General features: G+C 66.8%; 11 protein-coding genes and 2 pseudogenes. 5 read left to right on the top strand and 8 right to left on the bottom strand.

What is annotated here, in order from left to right; genetic code table 11:
- Positions 1 to 64: 64 nt before the first annotated feature.
- Both G3I53_RS11525 and G3I53_RS11520 read right to left on the bottom strand, forming a co-directional pair.
- On the bottom strand, positions 65 to 2,002 hold the full coding sequence (locus tag G3I53_RS11525; protein ID WP_164335754.1) for a hypothetical protein: 1,938 nt from the start codon (positions 2,000 to 2,002) through the stop codon (positions 65 to 67).
- Between the two features lie 198 nt (positions 2,003 to 2,200).
- On the bottom strand, positions 2,201 to 2,860 hold the full coding sequence (locus G3I53_RS11520; RefSeq protein ID WP_164335756.1) for an HNH endonuclease family protein: 660 nt from the start codon (positions 2,858 to 2,860) through the stop codon (positions 2,201 to 2,203).
- A 211-nt stretch (positions 2,861 to 3,071) separates the two neighbouring features.
- On the opposite strand from G3I53_RS11520, the gene G3I53_RS11515 reads away from it, so the two are divergent.
- Together G3I53_RS11515 and G3I53_RS34360 are read left to right on the top strand one after the other, a co-directional pair.
- The gene (locus G3I53_RS11515; protein WP_239063778.1) at positions 3,072 to 3,365 is read left to right on the top strand and encodes a DUF6207 family protein; all 294 of its coding nucleotides are present in this window, start codon (positions 3,072 to 3,074) and stop codon (positions 3,363 to 3,365) included.
- Between the two features lie 79 nt (positions 3,366 to 3,444).
- Positions 3,445 to 3,573, top strand: coding sequence for a hypothetical protein (locus G3I53_RS34360; RefSeq protein ID WP_275404131.1), 129 nt, complete (start codon positions 3,445 to 3,447; stop codon positions 3,571 to 3,573).
- A 21-nt stretch (positions 3,574 to 3,594) separates the two neighbouring features.
- On the opposite strand, the gene G3I53_RS11510 is transcribed toward G3I53_RS34360, so the two are convergent.
- On the bottom strand, positions 3,595 to 3,822 hold the full coding sequence (locus tag G3I53_RS11510; protein ID WP_203592119.1) for a DUF6207 family protein: 228 nt from the start codon (positions 3,820 to 3,822) through the stop codon (positions 3,595 to 3,597).
- A gap of 526 nt (positions 3,823 to 4,348) precedes the next feature.
- On the opposite strand from G3I53_RS11510, the gene G3I53_RS11505 reads away from it, so the two are divergent.
- Positions 4,349 to 6,328 (top strand): hypothetical protein, encoded by a 1,980-nt coding sequence (locus G3I53_RS11505; protein ID WP_164335760.1) that lies wholly within the window; start codon positions 4,349 to 4,351, stop codon positions 6,326 to 6,328.
- An 81-nt stretch (positions 6,329 to 6,409) separates the two neighbouring features.
- Here G3I53_RS11505 and G3I53_RS11500 read toward each other — a convergent pair whose 3' ends face one another.
- Positions 6,410 to 7,066 carry a hypothetical protein gene (locus G3I53_RS11500; protein ID WP_164335762.1) on the bottom strand — a complete coding sequence of 219 codons (657 nt, stop codon included), beginning with the start codon at positions 7,064 to 7,066 and terminating at the stop codon, positions 6,410 to 6,412.
- A 163-nt stretch (positions 7,067 to 7,229) separates the two neighbouring features.
- Between G3I53_RS11500 and G3I53_RS11495 the strand changes: the two are divergent.
- Positions 7,230 to 7,470 (top strand): annotated as a pseudogene (locus G3I53_RS11495) (transposase); the annotation flags it as partial.
- A 381-nt stretch (positions 7,471 to 7,851) separates the two neighbouring features.
- Here G3I53_RS11495 and G3I53_RS11490 read toward each other — a convergent pair.
- Together G3I53_RS11490 and G3I53_RS11485 are read right to left on the bottom strand one after the other, a co-directional pair.
- Positions 7,852 to 8,355 (bottom strand): hypothetical protein, encoded by a 504-nt coding sequence (locus G3I53_RS11490; RefSeq protein ID WP_164335733.1) that lies wholly within the window; start codon positions 8,353 to 8,355, stop codon positions 7,852 to 7,854.
- A 28-nt stretch (positions 8,356 to 8,383) separates the two neighbouring features.
- Positions 8,384 to 9,721: a NucA/NucB deoxyribonuclease domain-containing protein gene (locus G3I53_RS11485; protein ID WP_164335764.1), complete on the bottom strand. Its 1,338-nt coding sequence runs from the start codon at positions 9,719 to 9,721 to the stop codon at positions 8,384 to 8,386.
- Between the two features lie 679 nt (positions 9,722 to 10,400).
- Between G3I53_RS11485 and G3I53_RS33805 the strand changes: the two are divergent.
- Positions 10,401 to 10,648: pseudogene (locus G3I53_RS33805) on the top strand (IS5/IS1182 family transposase); the annotation flags it as partial.
- A gap of 1,151 nt (positions 10,649 to 11,799) precedes the next feature.
- Here G3I53_RS33805 and G3I53_RS11475 read toward each other — a convergent pair.
- Both G3I53_RS11475 and G3I53_RS11470 read right to left on the bottom strand, forming a co-directional pair.
- Entirely contained in the window at positions 11,800 to 12,315 is a 516-nt protein-coding gene (locus G3I53_RS11475; RefSeq protein ID WP_164335767.1) for a hypothetical protein, read from the bottom strand.
- A gap of 17 nt (positions 12,316 to 12,332) precedes the next feature.
- Positions 12,333 to 18,497, bottom strand: coding sequence for a DNRLRE domain-containing protein (locus G3I53_RS11470; protein ID WP_164335800.1), 6,165 nt, complete (start codon positions 18,495 to 18,497; stop codon positions 12,333 to 12,335).
- Positions 18,498 to 19,156 lie beyond the last annotated feature (659 nt).

Raw genomic sequence — 19,156 nt, 5'->3', positions numbered from 1 at the left:
CGGCGAGCATCTGGCCGTCGACGACGTACGGAACCGGGGTAACCGGGCAGTTAGGCTCGGTCAGTCACAGCCTCTGGCATTCCTCACATAGGCCTGGACCGTAGATCTGCCGTCCGCAGTCGGCGCAGTCAGTGATCAGGTCATCGGGGTGAGACGCCCGCGGGGCCCTCGGCTGCTGCGGGGTTGGATTTGCTATCGCCGCGGCGTGTGCGGCCCGGACCAGCTCCAAGTGGTCGTCGTCTAGTGAGCGCGGTTTGCGGCTTCGGGAAGAGGTCTGGAAGAAGACGACTGTGCCATTCACGATGCCGTAGCCGCCTCCCAGGAGCTCGATCATCCGGGTGGCTATGGGGTTCGGCGGGTGGGTCACCTTGTCCTGGAAGACGGGTACCAGGGCGTCGAGGCTGGGAGTGCCGTCGAGTGGTAGGCCTTCCGTCATGAGGCCGGCCGTCTCCCGCATCTGCCGCACAGTGTCTTCCTTGATAGCGAGGTCACCGGAGGGCGTGACGGCGGCGAAGGTCACGATTGGTGTCCGGTCCGGGGCTGGTTCCTTTTTTCCTTTGAGGAGGTTCTCCAGCCACACGTCCTGGTCAAACGGCTCCTCGTCGGCTTCTTCAGCGTCGGGTTCGACGAGTCCGTTGTCGAGCACCTGGGCGTCCTGACTGTTGATGCGCTGGTGGATGGCGCTGAAGGCCGCAAGTGCGGACGCGGCTTCCTCGTGTTCGGTGAGGAAGCGGATCGCAGTGCTGTAGAGGGCCGGCCGGGGGACGGAGTGAGGCAGTTTGTAATGGGGGACGGGTCGGTCCCTGGTGAAGCCGAGCTGACGTTCGAGGTTGGTGACGGAACCAGAGGACACAGCGCCGGGCTTCAGGCCGGGGGTGCGCTGCCCCCATGACACGGAAGCGGACGCAGCACTCCACGCCATGGCGAGCATCTGCTCAAAGGCATAGCCGCTCTGCAGACCCCTCAGGGCGATGTCGTAGGCGTCAGGTAGCCGGTTCTCGGGGATGGGTGACTCGTTGTACCGGGCTGTGAGGAGGTCTTCCAGGTACTCGACGGTCATGCTGGCCTCGAGCTTCTTCTTGATGCCTTGAACCGTGTCCGTGTGTTCTGTCAGGTACTTGCTCAGCGTCGTGGCCGCTGTGGCGGTGGCTTCACGAGGGGTGGAGCCGAGCCAGCGGGGGAAGGTCCAGGAAACGGCGTCGACGTACAGGCTCGTGGCGTTGCCGTCGTCATCAAAGGTGAAGGCGTCGAGTTTCGCGGGAGTGGTGGCCGCCAGCCAGCGCTCCTCGAACATCTCGCGACACAGGGCGACGTCGCTGCTGGCGGATCCTGTGATCGTGTACTTCAGGCTCTTCAGGGGGCCCAGCGAGTCACCGCCGCTGTTCTGGAGGATCTCGGCGATGGCGAGAAGGCCGAGCGCTTGCTGCGGTGTGGGGTAGGACGATGGCTCGTCGGAGTTCAGAGATCGGGCAAGCATTCTCGAGACATTCTCGATCTTTCGCTGCTTCATCTCCTCAACGTGCTGCTGCTCGAGGGCCGCCGCGGCGACAGCCTCGGACTGGGCGGCCGCGCGGCATTCCCTGCACGCGGCCCGCGTGGTGATTGCTTCGCGGGGGAAGGACTCGCCCCAGTGCCCTGTCGCGGACATCTCGGAGCGGCTGGTCACGGTGACCGGGGCAGTGCACTTGGGACACAGAACAGTCAGCAGGGCCGCCTCGCACGCGGTACGCACTGTCCGGGACACGAAGGTGGTCGATCCGATCTCCGCTACATTCCGCGCCCACGTCCCAGGCTCGGTGAACTCCCAGTAGGCCCGGCACAGTGCCTTCGCTTCGTCGGTGATGTCGTCGTGGAAGTTCACCTCGAGCAGCGGCTCGTCCGCGCTGGGGTAGAGGACCCGTTCTGGAACAGCCGGCTTCGGGTTGGAGTCATGAGCGCGCTGCATCCCCGCGGCCTTCTGCTTAGCCCGCTGCCTCTTGCGCCGCTGGTCCCGCTTCCCCATTGCGTCCCCCTCTGCTGAATGGCCGACAGAATATCGGTGAGCGCTGACGGCCGGGCAGCTCGACGTACTCCGCAAGGGATGGCGGAGCACCGCAGCCGACCACCGTCGCACTCCTCCTTCAAGGCGCCATTCTGATGCTCTGGGCCTCGGGAATCCTCGCGCACGAGCGAACCTTCCTGTGGCCGGGCGCCACGCAGGTTATGCGGCCGGGTCGTACGTCACGGTCTGGTCAGGACAGTTGGCAGCCGTCTCGTGCAGGGCCGCTACTTCGGTCTCGTCGGCCGCGAGGCTCCAGCGGAGCTTCGTTGCCACCCACTCCGAGACGTACCGGCAGTGCACCTCCGCGGCCGGGGGCAGCCACTCGGCGGGGTCCTGGTCCGACTTGGAGCGGTTCGAGCGGGCGGTGACCGCGACCAGGCTGGCATCGGCGCCCTGGTCGTTGGCGTACGCCTCACGCCGCTGCGCCGTCCATGCCGACGCTCCGCTGTCCCAGCTTTCAGCAAGGGGCACCATGTGGTCGATGTCCAGGCCGGAGGCGGATGTCACCCACACCTGGTCGTAGTACGACCACCAGCGTCCGCCCGACAGTCGGCACCGGGGCCCGACCGTAGGCGCCTCGACGGCCTCGGCGAGCAGGACCTCTCCGCGGGTGTTGCACCCGTCATCCGGGGCGTCCCCGCTGTTCCAGTGGCGGAAGGCGTCCCGGTCGTAGCCGTCACGGGACTCGGCCTCCACGGGCAGACGAGTAACGGCCTCGGTCAGCGGCAGCGTCTCCACCGCATGAGCAGGCGCAGGGACGGTGAGGGGCAGGAGGGCCAGGGAGGCAGCGGCCAGGCCGCGCAGTGCAGCGATGAGCATGGGCTGTTGATAGCGGCCCTCCAGGGGGCGCTGTCAGGCGTTCTTCGAGTGCGCCGCCCGTATGGGCGCAATGGTCGTACCGGCAACCGGGCGGCATGGCCTTTCCACGCTTTACCCCGTGCTGCCCTGCCCTGGCTCCCCCGGCTTCCCTTGAGGAGAGCGGTCTGGTCGGGCCCCGTCGGGCCGGGTGGTGGGGCCGTGGGAGGTCAGCATGGTCGGTCTTCCGTACCCGGTCCGGGTGACGCTGCCCGGACGGGAGAACTTCAGCAGGCGGCCAAGCGTCGTGCCGGGTATGAGGCCGATCAACGACGCGCATGTGGCGGAGCCGGGACTTGCGGTGGTGGAGGTCGCCGCCGCCGACGACCGGACCGCCTTCGCCATCCAGGAAATGCTCGCCGCCCGGTGGGCAACCGCGCCGGCGGACCGCACGGTCCGTGAACCGGGCGAGGCGGGCGTACGGCTGCGCTGCTACCTGGACCTGCGGCAGGAGGCCGACCCGGCCTGACCCGGGACGCTACCGTCACCGCCGCCGCCCCCTCCGGCGGGAGGGGGCGGCGGAACAGACTGCAGCGGGGCCTACCCCGGTGCTCCGGCTCCGGTGGTGTGGCGGTCCGGAGGCGGGCTGCTTCGCCGACGAGATGGAACGCGACACCCTGACCCGGGCCACCACGAACTGCCCGAACAAGCCCGTCACGATCGCCTTCGCCCGGTAGACCCTCCCGCCCGGCGCACCGTCAGGGCCCGCCCGTCCCGGCGGGTTCCGTCAAGGGCTGACGCAGGTCGAGGTAGCAGCGCAGCCGCACACCCTCCTGGTCGGCATCCCTGGTGGTGCGCTCCACCGACGTCGTCGCCCACCGCGCGGACAGGGCCGCGTGGAACGCGAACGCGGTCTCGTCGTCGGCGGCGACATCGACCACGATCAGACCCGGCTCGGACACATGTACATCGTTGATCGCTTCCATGAACGGCACCACGCACCCGGCCCTGACCGAGTTCCCACCCGGGGCCGGGTTCACCCTAGCGAGACCCTGACGGACGACCGCCCCCACCGTCGGCCAAGGCGGTGTCCACGTTGTCGTCGACGCGGGCCTTCTCTGACTCCCTGATCGGAGCCCAACTCGATGAAGGCTACTGATGCGGCCGTGGCGGCCTGCCGCACAACAGTAGGAATGCGCTGGTAGACAGGCGGCCCGACAGGGCGCGCTCGTGTGGGAGCGTATTCGGGCGCGCTGAAGGGTGGAGTGTGGCGTCTCCCCCAAGCCTTCACGCGAGCGGGCACAACCGTGACGTGCATCACGCCTGTTAACTCCGGATGAGGAAGAACCTTCCGAGTTGGGGGCGTTGTTGACTGATCATCAGCGCGCGTAGGAAAGGGGGCGGCGCGACACACACCAGCAATGTCCTGCCGTCCGGGTCTAGGGGCGGTGGGGCCAGAAGGGACATGCCTTGTTCGGCACGTCGAGAACCAGAAGGAAAACCGCTCTCGCGGTGGGCACCGCGGCACTGATGCTGTTAAGTGCCGGCAGCGTGGCGGGCGCGGCTCCGGCTGTAAAGCCCGACCCCAATGCGGCACCGCCGAAGGTGCACGGACCGGAGAAGACCACGTTCGCTGCGGCGGCCGGCGCGCGCCCGGCGTCAGGTAAGACGCCCAAGGCTGCGCCGTTATCGAGGAACGCGGCGCCTGGCGGGTTCCAGCGGGTGAACTCGCAAAAGGTGCAGCTCACGAACACGGTGACCGACCCCGATGGGGACCAGGCCAACCTGACGTTCGAGGTGTGGACCGCGGACGCGGCCGGGAAGCCGGTCACCAAGGTCAAGCTGAACGACTCCACGTATGGCGTCATCGTCTCCCCCTATGTGGCTTCGGGGGGTACGGCGAAGGTTGACGTTCCGGCGGGCAAGCTGGCGCTGAACACGAACTATGTGTTCCGCACCAACGCCTACGACGGTTCGCTGTATGAGACGGAGTGGTCTCCGTGGGCGAAGTTCCGGGTGGAGCTGCCGGTGGATCTCACCCTGCCGACGCCGAACTACGCGAGCCCCAACCCGAACCACTTCGACGCGCAGCAGCCGCACTACTACCAGACCAAGCCCTTGGGCCAGGCCGGTACGCCGCTGTCGTCGCGGCCGACGTCGGCGGCGAAGGATGCGGTGGAGCAGTGCAGCGAGCCGGACGCGGACGGCCGTCAGGTGTGCTTCGGCAAGTCGACCCCGGCCCCCAGGGGCAAGGCGCCCCACGCGTCCGATAAGGCGAGTGCGGCGGCGGCGACCGCGGGTGTGGAGTGGTGCAACACCAACTTCGAATCCATCCTCGCGACCCGGTTCATCGAGTGCGATGTGCGCACAGTGCCGGTCATCATCAGGATGGACGGTGTGCCGCAGGCTGTGGCGAGTTTCATGTTCCTGCGGATGTTGGAACTTGACGGACAGAACACGTTCACCGAGCACCTGACGATCGAGCCGGCCCAGCAGATCCCGCCCGCGTTCCGTGAGATCAACTTCGTGGGCTGGAATCATCTGTGCGAAACCTCGTGTACGCCGCAGGAGCAGCCGGTGACGGCGTGGAAGGGCAAGCCGTGGTGGGTGCCGGGTGAGATGCACTCGGCGACGCTGACGACGCCGTTCAGCTGGAATACGTCGCTGGCCGGTACGGACTACCGGTTCAAGCCTGACATTCAGATCGACGCGAACATTCTCCCCGCCGACGGGAAGATCCGCCCGTTCAAGACCGGCTACCAGTGGTCGCTTGACTACGACGGCGGCACCGAGGACCTCGACCGTATCCGCTGCGACACCCCCGCAGCAGACGCCCCGGCGGGGTCGGTTCCGGGCTGTGTGTTCGTCAACGTCGCGCCCACGTACACGTTCAACGCGAAGGCGTTCCCGCAGGCCGCCGCTCACGCGTGGCTGATTCAGAAGGCCACGGCCAAGCACCCGGGTTCGATGGCTGATCAGAAGCCTCTGTACTACATGGGGGACGAGGCGCAGAACAACCGTTCCCGTACGCGGATCTGCCCCACGGGGTGGGCCGCGAACAACGGCGACCCCTCCGCCCTGGTGGATGCGGGCGACACGTTGAACTGTGACGAGTTCGCGTTCGCCTCCTCGTACAACAGCGGCGGCATGTCGTCCACCGAGGGCGGCATCAACCCGGCGATCCCGCCGGGGAAGACCACCCCCAGCGGGGATGCTTGCATTTCGATGTACGCGAAGATGCACGACAGCATGATCCACCTGTTCTCGCAGAACGGGGCTGACCCCACGTTCAACGAGGTGTGCGGCCGGGCGGCGATCTCGGGCATGCACAACCAGGAATCCATGGGCGGCCACTTCGCGAACTTCATGAAGCAGATGCGTATCAAGGACAAGGATGCGTACTGGCTGGACACGCGCATGGATGACGGCGGCACCTGCCGTTACGGTGTCGGCGGCGGTCAGCCCGTGATCTGCGAACTCGTCGCGCAGTAACACCCCAGCGCCAACACGCTTCGGCCCCCACCCTGACGGTCAGGGTGGGGGCCGAAGCGTGTTGGCGCTGGGGTGTGCGGCTCAAGGAGCGAGGAGGTGGACGGCGGGGAGATTCCCGGCCTGAGCGGCATCCTGGTCGATACTCAGCCCCGTGTACGCGCCCAGCGCGGTGAACACCAGGGTGGGCAGGCGCGCGCCGTGCTGTTCGTAGTAGGCGGTCACCTCGTCGGCGGTGGCGTCGGGGATGGAGGGGAAAACGGCACCGGCGGCGGTGAGCGCCGCGTCCAACGCCGACTCGTGGCCGGTGGTGGTGCCGAACTCTGCGCGCCGTATCACCTCGTCGCCTTCGACGTGCAGGATCGCGGCGGGCGGGCTGTACAGGTTCCGGCTGGCGCACAGGATCTCTTCACCCGGGCCGGGCCTCATCGAGGGGACACGGCGGAAGCCGGTTGCCCAGGTCGCGGCGTGGTCGTTCTCCAGCACGTACGTCCACTCACCCTCGCTGCCGTACATCGCGTAGGCGTAGCGGGTGGGGTCGTGGCCGGGCGGGGTGGGCTGGCTGCGCAGTTCGGCCAACGGGGTGCGGGCGGCGAGCTGATCGAGGTCGGCCCCGAGGTTGATGAGGAACTCGTCAGGGTCGATGCCTCGGGCGAGGGTGAGGGAGATGCCGCCGAGCATTCCGGGGACGGGCGTGGCGGTGTGGGCGTGGGCGCCTATCCAGGTGAGGCCGTTGGTCATGGAGGGGGGTCCGTTCGCTGGTGGGGTGGAGTCGAGCTGAGCCTCGCGCTTTCATGAAGCAGGCTGTCCGGCAAGTGATCGGGAAAGCAGAACGTGCCTCTGACCAGCGAGAATGAGGATTGCTGAGGTCCTTGTTCCCGCCCCTGTCGGAGGCACTTTCCAGGTGAAGCAGCCTATCGGGTCCTACCCCCACGTCCTCGTCCGGGACGACGGCCGGGCCGTGGTCTCGCAGGCCGGTTCGGTCCTGCTGGTCAAAACGGTCCGCAGGACCGGCCTTGACCAGGCCCGTATCCGCAGCGCTTGCCCCCTGGCGGAAGCCACGGTCCGTCCACGACCCGGGCAAGATCCTCCTGGACGCCGCGCTGGCGGTCGCGCTCGGCGGGGACTGCCTTACCGACATCGCGATGCCGGCCAGGGTGCGGCCGACGACGAGGTCGACTTTGAGGGTGTCCACAGGCAGTGCCGAGGTGGACCTGGAAGTCCTGGACAGTCCCTTCCCCCGAGTGCAGAACCTGCGGATGCTACTCCCGAGGCCAGCGCGGCGGCAGGCGTTCCCCCCGGGGGGGGTGGCGCAGTTTATGCACACCGAGCAAGGCAATGCGTGCACACCCGGAACGATTCCTTGAGCAGCATGGCGCGCTTGACTTTGAGGTCCGCGTACTCGCTGAGTCGTGCGGCCGCGCCTGACAGCCTCATCAGACGCCAGGCGTAGGCCACCTTTACAGCTCAGCATGCCTGCCCGCTCACCGTATTCCGGTGAGCGGGCAGGCGTGGCCAGCATTCTTTCAGTGTGTGCGGGCTGACGCCCCGTAGTTGTCGCTCTGACGTCGTACGGTGACAGGTTCGGCGGGGGCCGGCCAGGCTTGGATGAGGTACCACTCGGTGACCTCGTCCGGGGCCAGGTCGACGGCGGTGTCGCGGCCACGGGCGTGCACGCGCAGTCGGTAGTCACCGGGCCCGTTGAACGCCAGGACGGGGAGTTCTTCGTCGAGGTCGTCCATGATGCCGCGGACTCGGAGGTCGCCGGATACGGAGTGTGCGGAGACTTCCACGATGTCCTGCCAGTCTCCTGCATCGGGGTTGGGCGGGGTGTCGTGGAGGGTGACGGTGACGTCGACGTCGCCGGTGTGGATACCGGTCATGACGGTGACAATGCCGTCGGTGACGCGTACCAGTCCGTTGTGGCTGCGGTCGATGTCGGGGCCGGTCGGGCCGTCCTCGTCGCTGATGTCGAACTGGTGGTACTGCACGGGGACGAGTTGCCGGCCCCGTGCCGTGTCGTCGCTCATGTCGCAGTCCTCCCCCGGCGGTGGTCTTCTACTTGATCCACACCAGGAACTTGTCCTTTTCGATGATGCGGTTATACAGGTAGAAACGGCCCAGGGCCTTGCCGCCTTCCTCGTTCTGGCGACCGTCGATCATGCGTCGGCTGAACTTGCCGCCCCCGGTCTTGGCGCCTTGCCAGGTGGATGCGAAGGGGTACTCGTCGCATTGCTTGCCCTTCGGCCGCTTCAGACTGGCGGGGCACGCCTTGCCGCGGTTTTCCTTGATCTTCTTTTTGTCCGTCAGCCGGGACAGGTAGCTCTTGGTGCCGTGCTTGCCGGGCAGCTTCTTGGTGTTCTGCGCGTACGCGATGTGCTTGGCGAGTTCCGGGTACTCACCGTTCTTCGCGTAGACCATCTCTGGGATGTGAGGCATCACGCAGCCGGGCTTCGACGTGCCGGGCAGGGCGTTGTCGCACCGCACGGCAGGAGTCTGCAGCTTCATCTGAGTACTGGGGCCGGCCCACGCTGGGTTCGTGAACGTCCATGCCGCCGTCGCTTGTCCGTCGCCCTTCTGTCCCTTGGGGGATGTTTTGATGGTGGTGTCGAGGAAGAACTGGCCGACCGGCTCCTTGCTCTTGCTCATCGCCTGAGGGGGGAAGGTGCTCTTGGTCACCTTGCACTTGCCCGCGCAGGTGCCGCTACCGACGGCGCTGCTGCCCTTGGCCACTCCGGAGCTGTTCACTTCCAGCAGTTCGACCTGGTAGGCCCAGGTTTTGACGTCCCGGGCGCTGTAGGCGTAGGCGCGGGTGATGTAGTGCATCCGTCCGACCACCGCGCCGGTGCGCGGGTTCGTCACCGTCAGATCGGCCGGAAAGATCCCGCATGCCTTGAACCGGTTGACGTACCACTTGCCGTTCGCGCCGTGGTCATCACACCACTTCGGCACGGGCCAGGCGTTGACTGCCGCACGCAGGTCGGCCGCTGGCGCACTGGTGCCCCACTGGACACACGCCACCGGGCTGTCGCTGTCGGCTGCCTGCGCGGCCGCCAATTGAGTCCGGCACGCCGCCTGCGCAGCCGCAGAGCCTGTCTGCGGGTCTGGTGACGAGAACTCCTCCGTCACCGGTTCGTCTTCTCCCAGTGCCGGCGTAGCCGGTTCGGATGCTTCCCCCTCGAGCGCTTCAGGCAGCGGCAGGGAAAGCTCGTCATCGAGCGCTTGTGACGACTCGTCCAGGTTTTCCGGCAGCAGCACGGAATCCTGCTCGAGCGGTACGGCATCCCCTGTGGTGTGCACTGCCGTCGTGTCTGATCCGCGCACCGGCGCCGCAGCTGCCTGAGCCACGCTCAGGCAGCTTCCCAGCAGCCCCAGCGACACGGCTCCCGCGGTCATCAGTCGTTTCAATCTCAAGTTGTGTCCCCTGTTTTGAACGAACAGCGCAGACGACCGCCTGGTCAGTGACGTGTCCACGCCGGGTCGACGAGATTCAAGCACAGGGAACCCACAACGCGGTTTGAGATTCCGCCCGCTGGTCCGAGTCATCGTGCTATTTCAGACACCGGAGCATGAGCCGTTGATAAGTGGAGTGGAGAAGAAGGTGCAGCGCATCCCGGATCAATGTGGCCGGTGGGGCCGCTGCTTGGAACGTCGCGGTCGTCTCCGGGAACCATCAGTCCTGAAACCCGGCATGCCGGTGCCCCGCCGGGCGGACACTGTGGGCGTCCAAGTCAGCGGCGGTCACCGGTCCGGTCGCGTCGTACCTGTGCTGCCCCTCGACGCGCAGGTCCACGCACGGCCGGTCGACGACGTCCAGGTCGTGACCGAGAAGCTGGAGCGCTCGTCGCGGTCAGCGGTCCGCGCGGTGGACTTCACTCAGTGGACGGTGTCGGGCATTGTCACCACGGCCAGGCGCCTCAGTGCCGCACCTGGGACAGGGCGCGGGCTTGAAGGCGCGCGTCCGCGTTACTCATCCGGTTCTGAAGGGAGCGAGGCTGGCGAGGGGGCCCGCCCCATCAGCATGCGGCCGGCGCCCGCAAAGCCCGGCCGCGGGTCCCAAAAAGTGACAACACCCCGCAACCGCCCCGACGAGGGACTCGGACGGTCCAGGGGGCGGCCTGACCTGCAAGATCCACCTCGTCGGCAAAGGCGGCTGCCGCCCACTGCCCTTTCTGCACGCCGGGCCAGGGGGCGACGCCGCAACTGATCGAGGTCCTGGATCGGATCCGGGTCCCCCGGCCGCTGGGCGGACGCCCTCGGCCCCGGCCCGACCACGTCAGCGGCGACAAGGCATACAGTTCACGCCGCAACCGCCGCTACCTGTGAAGACGCCACATCCGGCACGTGCCTGCACCGTCGATGATGCCTCTGAGAGGGCGTTAAGTCCGTTTCCGGTAGCGGCCGCGTCCGGGGCTCGTCGGTGGGCAGGCCGAGGTGCTCGTGCAGGTCGCGGACGCGAGGAACCGCAGCACCGTCGCTCTGCCGTGTCGCCCTCAGCCCGGCTCATCCGGGCTGAGGTGCTCAGGCCGGCCGGTCCGGCTCCCGGTGCCCTGCCCAGGAGGACGCCGAGTTGCTGCCGCCGCTGCGGTGGCTTCAGCGTGTGGTGGGTGGGTCGTTGAAGGCTTCCGGGATGTGGGGGCGCACGGTGGTCTGGGCGGTGTGCTCCTTGTGTGAACTTTGGCACTCCGGGCGGGGTCGGTGGCACGCTGGGCGGACGGGGCGTCACGGACTCTTCCAGCTGTAGGACTTGAGCAAGGCTTGAGGGTCGTAAACGGGGCACCTGCAACTACTCGGTGTGGCACCAGATGCCACACCGGCGCCGGTCAGCCAGAGGGCTGACGGGAACGAAATCCGTGACGCTCGGGGTAAAGTGCAGCCACCTCGAACCCCAGGGCCCACGCATCGCGCGGATCCGATCGGGGTCCACGACAGACGTGGTCTCCGGGAAGCTGCGAAACCCGCAGTCTCCCACCGGAATGGGGGGACAGGCCCGACGGCTGATCTTCAGCACGTAGACGATGCCCTGTAGGCACAGCCGGCCCGGCGGGGGTCATGGACCGGAAGCCTCGGTACCAAGGCGGCTGGAGCGTATCGATCCAGCGCCCACAGGACATCGTCCGTGATTCACGGCCGGACACATACCATCTCGAACGGCCGAATTGTCATACCAGTCACCGTTTGTCAGGCCCGTTCAGCAAGAGAGTTTCACGAACTCTTAGCTGGGTGTTGTTCAGGTGACGGGCACTTCGGAGGTCAGTTAGTGACTGGACCTTCTTCTTTTCCATTCTCTCCGGACCTCTACGAGCGCACCAATTGCGATAGCTGCAGCCAGGACGATCTCAACGACTCCCCACACCCGGGACCATCCCTCCTCGGGGATGCGGTCGATCGCGCTCACCGTCATGAATGGGACGAAGACCACAATAAATAGGGTGAGTTGATATTTCCGCATGACACCACCTCGGAAAGGTTACTCACTCTGAAGGATTTACTCGGATGATGGCACCTGCGGCCGTGGCTGCGAGAAGGACTCTTTTAATCACTTCGGTCGGCATGTCTACCCAGACGCGCACGGAAGATTCTACGGTTCCGAACACTTGATGGTCGCCACACCATCCTTCGGCATTGATGATGCGATGGGCAATGCGGGAGAAATGGACGGCCTGGTCGCTCTGCCCGAGGTCTACTTTCACACCCATGAGCGGATCACGTCTTCCGAGAATACGCGATCGGCGGTCGGTCTTCTCCTTTTGTGTCGCGATTCTAATCATCGCTCGAAATGATTCGTCTGCTCCTTCGTCGCTGAGCGGCTCATCGATGTATAGGTCCACGTATACATCAGCCTTGAACAGTTGCAATTCTCGGCTGAGTGCAGAGATGAAGGTCTCCATGTCGCGAGAGTTCGCCGCTTCGATGTACAGCATGATTGCGGCTTCCTTTCCTCGGCTGTTCGCCGGCTTCTTTCCGATCGGAAAGAAGCCGGCGAACATGGTGGCTCAGACTCATGCTATGCGGCCGGACAGCGCCGGAGCGGGTAGCACGGATTACGGTAGCGGTGTACTTCGTTTGGAATCCAGATGGGCGGTCCCCATCGGCGGCTTGCTCGGCCTACGCCTCGCAGGAAGCGGCCGCCCGATCTGGTGGCTTTTCTGATTGCGTCGCGTGCGCGATAGTGCTTTTTGCCCACGTTCACGTGCCAGCCGTTGCTCCGATCCCATTCGGCACGGATCCGATGGTTTTTGAAGTGGAGTCCCGGTCGACCGTCTCGCATGACGAAGTGCTTGTTCCTCTTGTTGAAGAAGAGGCACTTGGTCGCGCTGCATCCCAGCCCCCGTTTCGCCCAGCTCTTGGCCTTGCGCCACCACCTCTTGCCGTCGAGGTCGTACTGGTTGATGGGGTCGCCGGGGTAGGCGTAGGCGTTGTCTCCACCCCCGTAGACGGGGTCGGGGGAGAGGAAGCGTCCGGTGGCGGGGTTGTAGAGGCGGACGCCCATGAGGGTGAGACCGGTGAGGGTCTCGGTGGAGCGCTGCTTGGCGCCGAGCCAGTTGTAGCGGGTGGCCGCCTGGCCGGCCCGCGGGTTGCCGTACTCGTCGGTGTCGAGGGCGACGGGTGCCTTGCTGGTGTCCAGCGGGAGCTGGAGGGCCACGTCACCGTGGACGGTGGTGAGCTGCAGGGTGGTGTTGCCGGTCTTGCTGGTGGTGGCGGCCAGGTCGCCGGAGGCAGACTCCACGTTGCGGGTCAGGGCACCAGTGGCGGTGTCCTCGACGATCCAGCGCGGGTTGTCTCCGTCTCCGTCGTAGTGGTTGAGCTTCGAGCTGGTCTGGGTCCACGTGGAGCCGCTGCCCGTTTCGGTCTTCCAGGAACGGAAGCGGTGAGCGGCGTCGAGCTGCCAGGTCTGCCGCTGGCCGCTCGCGGTCTGCTGGTAGGCGAGATCATTGGCGTAGTAGCCGACCGTGCCATTGCCGGGGACCGTAGTCGTGCGGCCGAACGCGTCGTAAACGTAGCCGGTGTCTATGAGGCGGTCGGCGCTGTCGTAGGTGTGGCTGGTGGTGGTTCCTCCCGTGGTGGCGCAGTCCAGGCCGGGGGCCGCAGCGATGGTGGTGAGGGACTTGCGGTTGGTGCGCGCGTCGAACGTGTAGGTGCGGCGCGTGCAGACCGTGTCCACGGTGTCCTCGACCGTGGTGAGGCGGCCGGTGGCGTCGTAGCGGTAGGTCTGGTCGGACCAGCCCGCGTGGCTTGTTACCTGACCGTGGATGGATTCGGTCACGGTGTCCGCGTAGACGAGGGTGCCGTCGCTGTCACGCTTGTAGGAGCGGTTCAGCGTGGCGCCCGTCGTGTCCTCGGTGGTGGTGAGGGTGTAACCGCCGGGCAGCTTCTCGCTCGCCACGGAGCCGTCCGCGTCGTAGGTCGCTTGGAAGACGCCGGCGATGGAGTCGGTGGTCTTCGTGGCCAAGCCGCGCGGCTCCACAGCCGTGTCGTAGGTGTACGTGACGGTTGAGGGCGCGTTGTCCTTGACCTTGACCGGCCGGTTCAGCAGGTCGTACTCGGTGGTGGTGACACCGCCGTCGGCATCCGTGTAGGACATCTGGCGGCCGAGCTTGTCGAACACCTTGGTAATGGTTCCCCCTGTCGGAGAGACCGTCTTGACCGCGCGTCCCGTGGCCGCGTCGTACTCGGTCGTCGCCTGCGGGACCGCCTGGCCGAGTCCGCCGGTGGTGGTGACCTTGGTGGGACGGCCGGCGTTGTCGTAGGTGGTCGTGGTGGTGCGGGTGCTGCCGTTGGCGGTCTCGGAGACCTGGGCGGGGTCCCCCCACCAGCTGTATTCGGTGGTGGTGGTCGGCAGTTGGGCCGGGTTGGTGCCGCCGCCGGTGATGGCGCCGGCCGGACCGGTGGAGCAGACCAGGTCGGCCCACTCGGGTCGGCCCTGGCAGGTGCCGGTGCCGGTCGCGGACCAGTAGGTGGTCACCCGGGTCGCGGCGTCGTTTCCGGTGGCTCCGGGCAGCCGCTGCTTGGTGATGCGGCCTTGTTCGTCGTACTCGGTGGTCTCGGTGATCGCGAGACCGCCCGGGTCCTTGACCGTCTGGGTAGGCATGCCCTTGGCCCAGTCATACACCGTCTGCGTGGCGCGGGCCTCGCCGAGGACGGTGGGGTGCTCACGCACTTGGGCGCCGCTGGTGACCTTGGTGATCTGGTCCTTCACCGTGGCCGTGCCGTCGGTCGGGCGGCCGGCGTCGTACTCGTTGACCGTCCACGAACGGGCCGTCACCGAGGTTCCGGAGGGCACCAGGGTCGTCGTGCCGGTCTTCAGGTCAGTCGTGAGGTCGATCCGCCGCAGCGGGCCGAACTCCTCCAGCTCACGGGTCCCCGTTTTGTTGTAGACCGACTTGGTGGCCAGCAAGTCGGCACGCTCAGCGCTGATGAGCTGGCCGATGCCGAGCTCGGCCTGGGCGGCCTTGTCGGCGGCGCTGACGCCCAGGGCAATCTCGCGGTTGCCGGCGGACAGTTCGCGCACCGTGTTGCCGAAGCGATCGTATTCCGTGGTGGAGATGTGGCCGCCTGGGGTTGCGCTGTTGACCGAACGCCCGGAGACGCCCATGTAGGTGATGGTAGCGCGCGTGTACGACCCTGCCGTCAGACCACTGCCCGCATTCGAGGCGGGGACCGAGTCGGCAGGGAAGACTGCGGTTGCGTCAGTCGGGGTGTCCGTCTGCCCCCACGTCTTCACGTCCGCCGCACCCATCTTGTTCGGGGCGGTAGTGCCGGTCAGCGGCACGTCGTAGACGATGGAGGTGGAGTTGGTGCCGGACTCGACGTCCTTGGTGCCCTGCTGCAGGCCGGAGCGGGACGCCTTGAGGAGCATGCCCTCACCGGCGGTGGCGGCGGCGCCGGCCTTGCCGTAGGTGAAGGTCCAGGGCAGTTCCCCGGCAGGAGTCAGAGTGGTGACCCGGCCTGCCGCATCGTAGGAGTACTCGGTTTTCAGCGCGGGACTGATCTGCGGGTTCCATGCCTGGCGCAGGCGTCCGGACCCGTCGTAGGCGTACGTCTGCACGATCTTGGAGGTGGCCGCGGCGGCACCGGGCTCGGTGGACCACAGCCGGATCTCCTTCACCTGGTCGGCGAAGTCCCCGAAGACGAGGCCGGTGGCAGTGGTGGAGGCGGCGTAGACGAACTCCAACGCCCGGCAGCCCTTGGTGGACGGCGTGGCCGTGCAGGCCGCGGCGCTCGCGGCGGAGGTCGGCGCGATGACCCGCTTGGGACGGGCCAGCTTCTTGCCGTCCACGGTCACCGTTTCGGAGACGACCGTGGTGGTGGTGTTGGCCAGTCCGTCCAGGAGTGTGGAGGAGACTTGCCAGGTGGTAGCGGCTGCATCCGGTTTGGTGAAGGTGGTGACCGTGCCCTCGGTGTCGGAGAGCGTGAACGAACCGGTCACGCTACCCGTGAGGGTCAGGTCCTCGGAGCCGGTCTCAGGAACCCAGCCGGTCTTGGCAGCATTGGCCGTGAAGTGCGTCTCCTCGCCCTCGGAGTCGACAACGGCGACGGCCGTGTCCGACGTTCGCCGGATGTGGGAGTAGTCCGACTCGGGCGCCTCGGCAGCCGTGCCGGAGACCCACTCCTTGCCGAAGATCGGTGCCTGGCCCTCTTGCTTGGCGCCCTCGTTCGGTGTGCGCGAGGAGGCCGTACGGGACACGGACAGCCCGAAGGCCGAGGCGTCGCTGGCGGACAGCGTGTAGTCACCGGTGAGCAGGTTCAGCGAGCCCGGTCCCACCTCGTCGGCGGCGGCGCCGGAGGCGTTGCGGTCGACCACGACGGACAGGGGTTCGGTCGCGCCGCTGCCGCCGGGGCCGGTGAAGTCGGCCTTGATCTGGATGGTGCCGTCGGGGTCGACGGTGTCGGTGGCATTCCACACCAGCGGGCTGTTCTTGCCGCCCGTCATGGCCACGGGCCACGCCGTCAGTGCGTTGCCGCCCGAAGTGACCTGGCCGGCCGGGATCGGCTGCCAGGGGTCGGCCTCGGACCGGCGCCAGGAGAAGGAGACGGCGTTGTACTTGCTGCCGTCGGCTTCGGCGACCAGCGGCAGGCGTCGCGCGGTGCGCTCGCCGTCGGAGGGCTGGACGAATCCGCCCGGTCCGGCGTGGAAGGTGTACTCGACGGCCTCGGACTTGTTGTCGGCCTTGTCGACCTGCCGCACCTGGAGGGTATGGGTGCCGTCCTTGGGCGGGGTGATGCTGATGGCCTTGGCGGCCTTGGAGCCGGCGGTGGCGACCTTGGTCCAGGTCACGCCGTCGAGGGACCACTCGAGCCAGTTGTGGTCGGTGCCGTTCGGGGTGGCGGTGAAGGTTCCGGCCTGGCCCGTGCCCTTGACCCACGCGTTCGACGGGTAGTCCGCCGACGTGATGCTCGTCGGTGCGACGGGCGCGGTCGTGTCGACGGTGAAGGTCTTCCAGGCCGACCAGCCGGTGTTGTAGTGCGTGCCGTCGTACGGGCTGGTGCGGAACTTGTAGGTCTTGCCGTTGGCCAGCATGCCCGGTGGGACGGTCACGGAGGCGACCTGCCCGGAAGGCACGTACTTGGACACGATGACGTCGCCGACCTGAGTGTTGGTGGCGTTGTCGTAGATCTGGAAGGTGCCGTTGACCTTGTCACCGTTGGCGTCCACGAAGGTGTCCCGCAGCGTGGGCGTGGAGGTGTTCACCACGTAGGCGCCGCTGTAGGAGAAGTACGGCGGGCCGGCTTCCTGCTTGGTGCCGGTGCGCGGACGGTAGTTGTAGGTGACGACCAGCTTGGGTGGATTGGAAGGCGCGTTGGCGGAGTTGACCCGCTTCCACTGCGCGATGACCGACTCGTTCGAGGCGCGCAGGCCCATGTGGCCGCGGGTCGCCTTGGCAGAGGCCCACTCCTGAACGAGTCCGGTGACGTCGGCGTTGATCCACCCGTCCGGCTGGGTGGAACAGCCCGCGTTTCCGGTCGTACCGGTCGAGGTTGCCTTCTTGGCGGTCCAGGCCGGCTGGGAGGTCCAGCGGGAGGAGGTCGAGGCCGCGCCGGTGGACCACACCTCCCATGGGTAGGCCTTGCAGTCGGTGTTGCCGGAGTGGAAGTTCCACAGGCTCAGCTTCGCGCTGGAGATCAGGGCGTCCTGGATGGGTGTGGTGTTCCAGGTGATGAAGGAGCGTGCCGTGCGCGGGGTGCCGTCGGCGTTCTTCGTGCCCGGATTGCCGAGGTCCAGCTCTGTGTCTGCGGACCAGTCGACTTTTTCGCCCTGCTGGACGTAGGTGTCGAAGACGTTTGACAGCGAGGACGTCGACGGGTCCACCGTGACCGGGTATTGCGTGTCCGGATCAGCGAGGAACGTGGCGTCCGGGGTCAGGACCAGGTTCACGCCGTCCTTGGTCTTGACGACCTTCATCAAGACTCTGGCCCGGTTGGTGTGTTCACCGGACCTCTTGTCGACGGCAGCGTCCCACATGACGGGCGCGGGCATGACTGCCCGTTTCTTGCTCTTCTTGTCGGTGAAGAGCAGGCTGCCGTCCTTGAGCTGCTTGACCTTCAGGCCCTTGGCCTTCAGTGGCAGCGTGTAGGAGTAACGTTTCTGCGTGGGCCGCTTGCGGATCGTGACGTACTGCTCGAATCCAGTGCGGGTCGCCTCGACGACCACGTCACCGTCCGGCACCGCGCCGACGTACGTTGCCCGGTTGCCGTCCAGCTCCGGTTCCGGCAGGCCACCCTTCCACTGCAAGCGGATCTGCTGGTCACCTTCACCGAGGGTGACCAGGTCACGGGCAGGCGCGTCGTCGTTCTCCGATAGGGACGACAGCTTCTTGCCGCCCCGCTCGCCGAGTTCGAGCCCTTGCGGGTGCGCCTTGGGCGCAACTGAGCCGTCCGAGTCGCGGACCAGGTCGAGATCGACCGAGCGCCATTCACCCTCGTCGCGGAACCGGACCGGGCCGGCGGACAGCTCTGTGGTCAGAGTGCCGTCCGGATTCGCCCACGTCGTCGATGTCTCCGTGCGCTCCGACAGTGCCTCGACACGCTTCTTGTTCAGCCGAGCAGCAACCCGAGCCGACGCGATGTCCGCGGCCGACGTGGCCACAGCCTTCGCAGGCTTCTCAACGGGTGCCGCGGGCAGCGTAGCTGCAACGGCACCTTGTGCCCCGTAGAAGACCGACGTCGACATGACGACGGCCAAACCCATGGAGACGTGGCGCAGGGCCCGTCTCCGCCCGGGCTGACGCAGCCCGGAGTGCCCGGAAAGATCTCCGGGTGAGTGGTCGTTCACGTTCTTCCCCTTCTTGCCGCCTCAGCGCGGCAAGCCGCAGTAGCGGGCGCTGAGCGCCCCCTGGAGATCCAACCACTCCCTCACAGGCTTCGTTAAGGATCTTGATCACAATTCGATCATGAAACCTTCACAAATGATGTCGCCGCTCCTCTCCCACCGCGACGACCACTCAAGTCGGGCGCCACGGGCGAGCCGGACATCGGGGCCACAGACCGAGAGACAGGTTGATGGGACGTCACCTTCCGCTCAACTCACTGCTGTCGCTGCGCACCGGGCTCGCCGGATCTCGTCCACACCACTGTCGTCCAGCCGGGGCGCGGTGACCTTGACCGGCCCGGCGGCGGTCACCCCCATGCGGCGGCGGTGGCAGTTGCGCACCACCAGGCGGTGCCAGCGGCCGGTGAGGGCACGCGGTCGCCACCTGATGGCGTTCTTCGGCTGTCTCTACTACGCGGCCAACCGTCCTGGGGAGGCAACGAACCTCCGGGATGACGGGCGCGGACTCCTTGGCGACGGCCACGATCTCGCGCATCTTGGGAGGTCCTTGGGGGCAGCCA

Source organism: Streptomyces sp. SID14436, assembly GCF_010548465.1.
GTDB lineage: Bacteria > Actinomycetota > Actinomycetes > Streptomycetales > Streptomycetaceae > Streptomyces.
The sequence above is the reverse complement of the archived record's forward strand: the minus strand, read 5'-3'. Positions and strand labels throughout refer to the sequence as shown.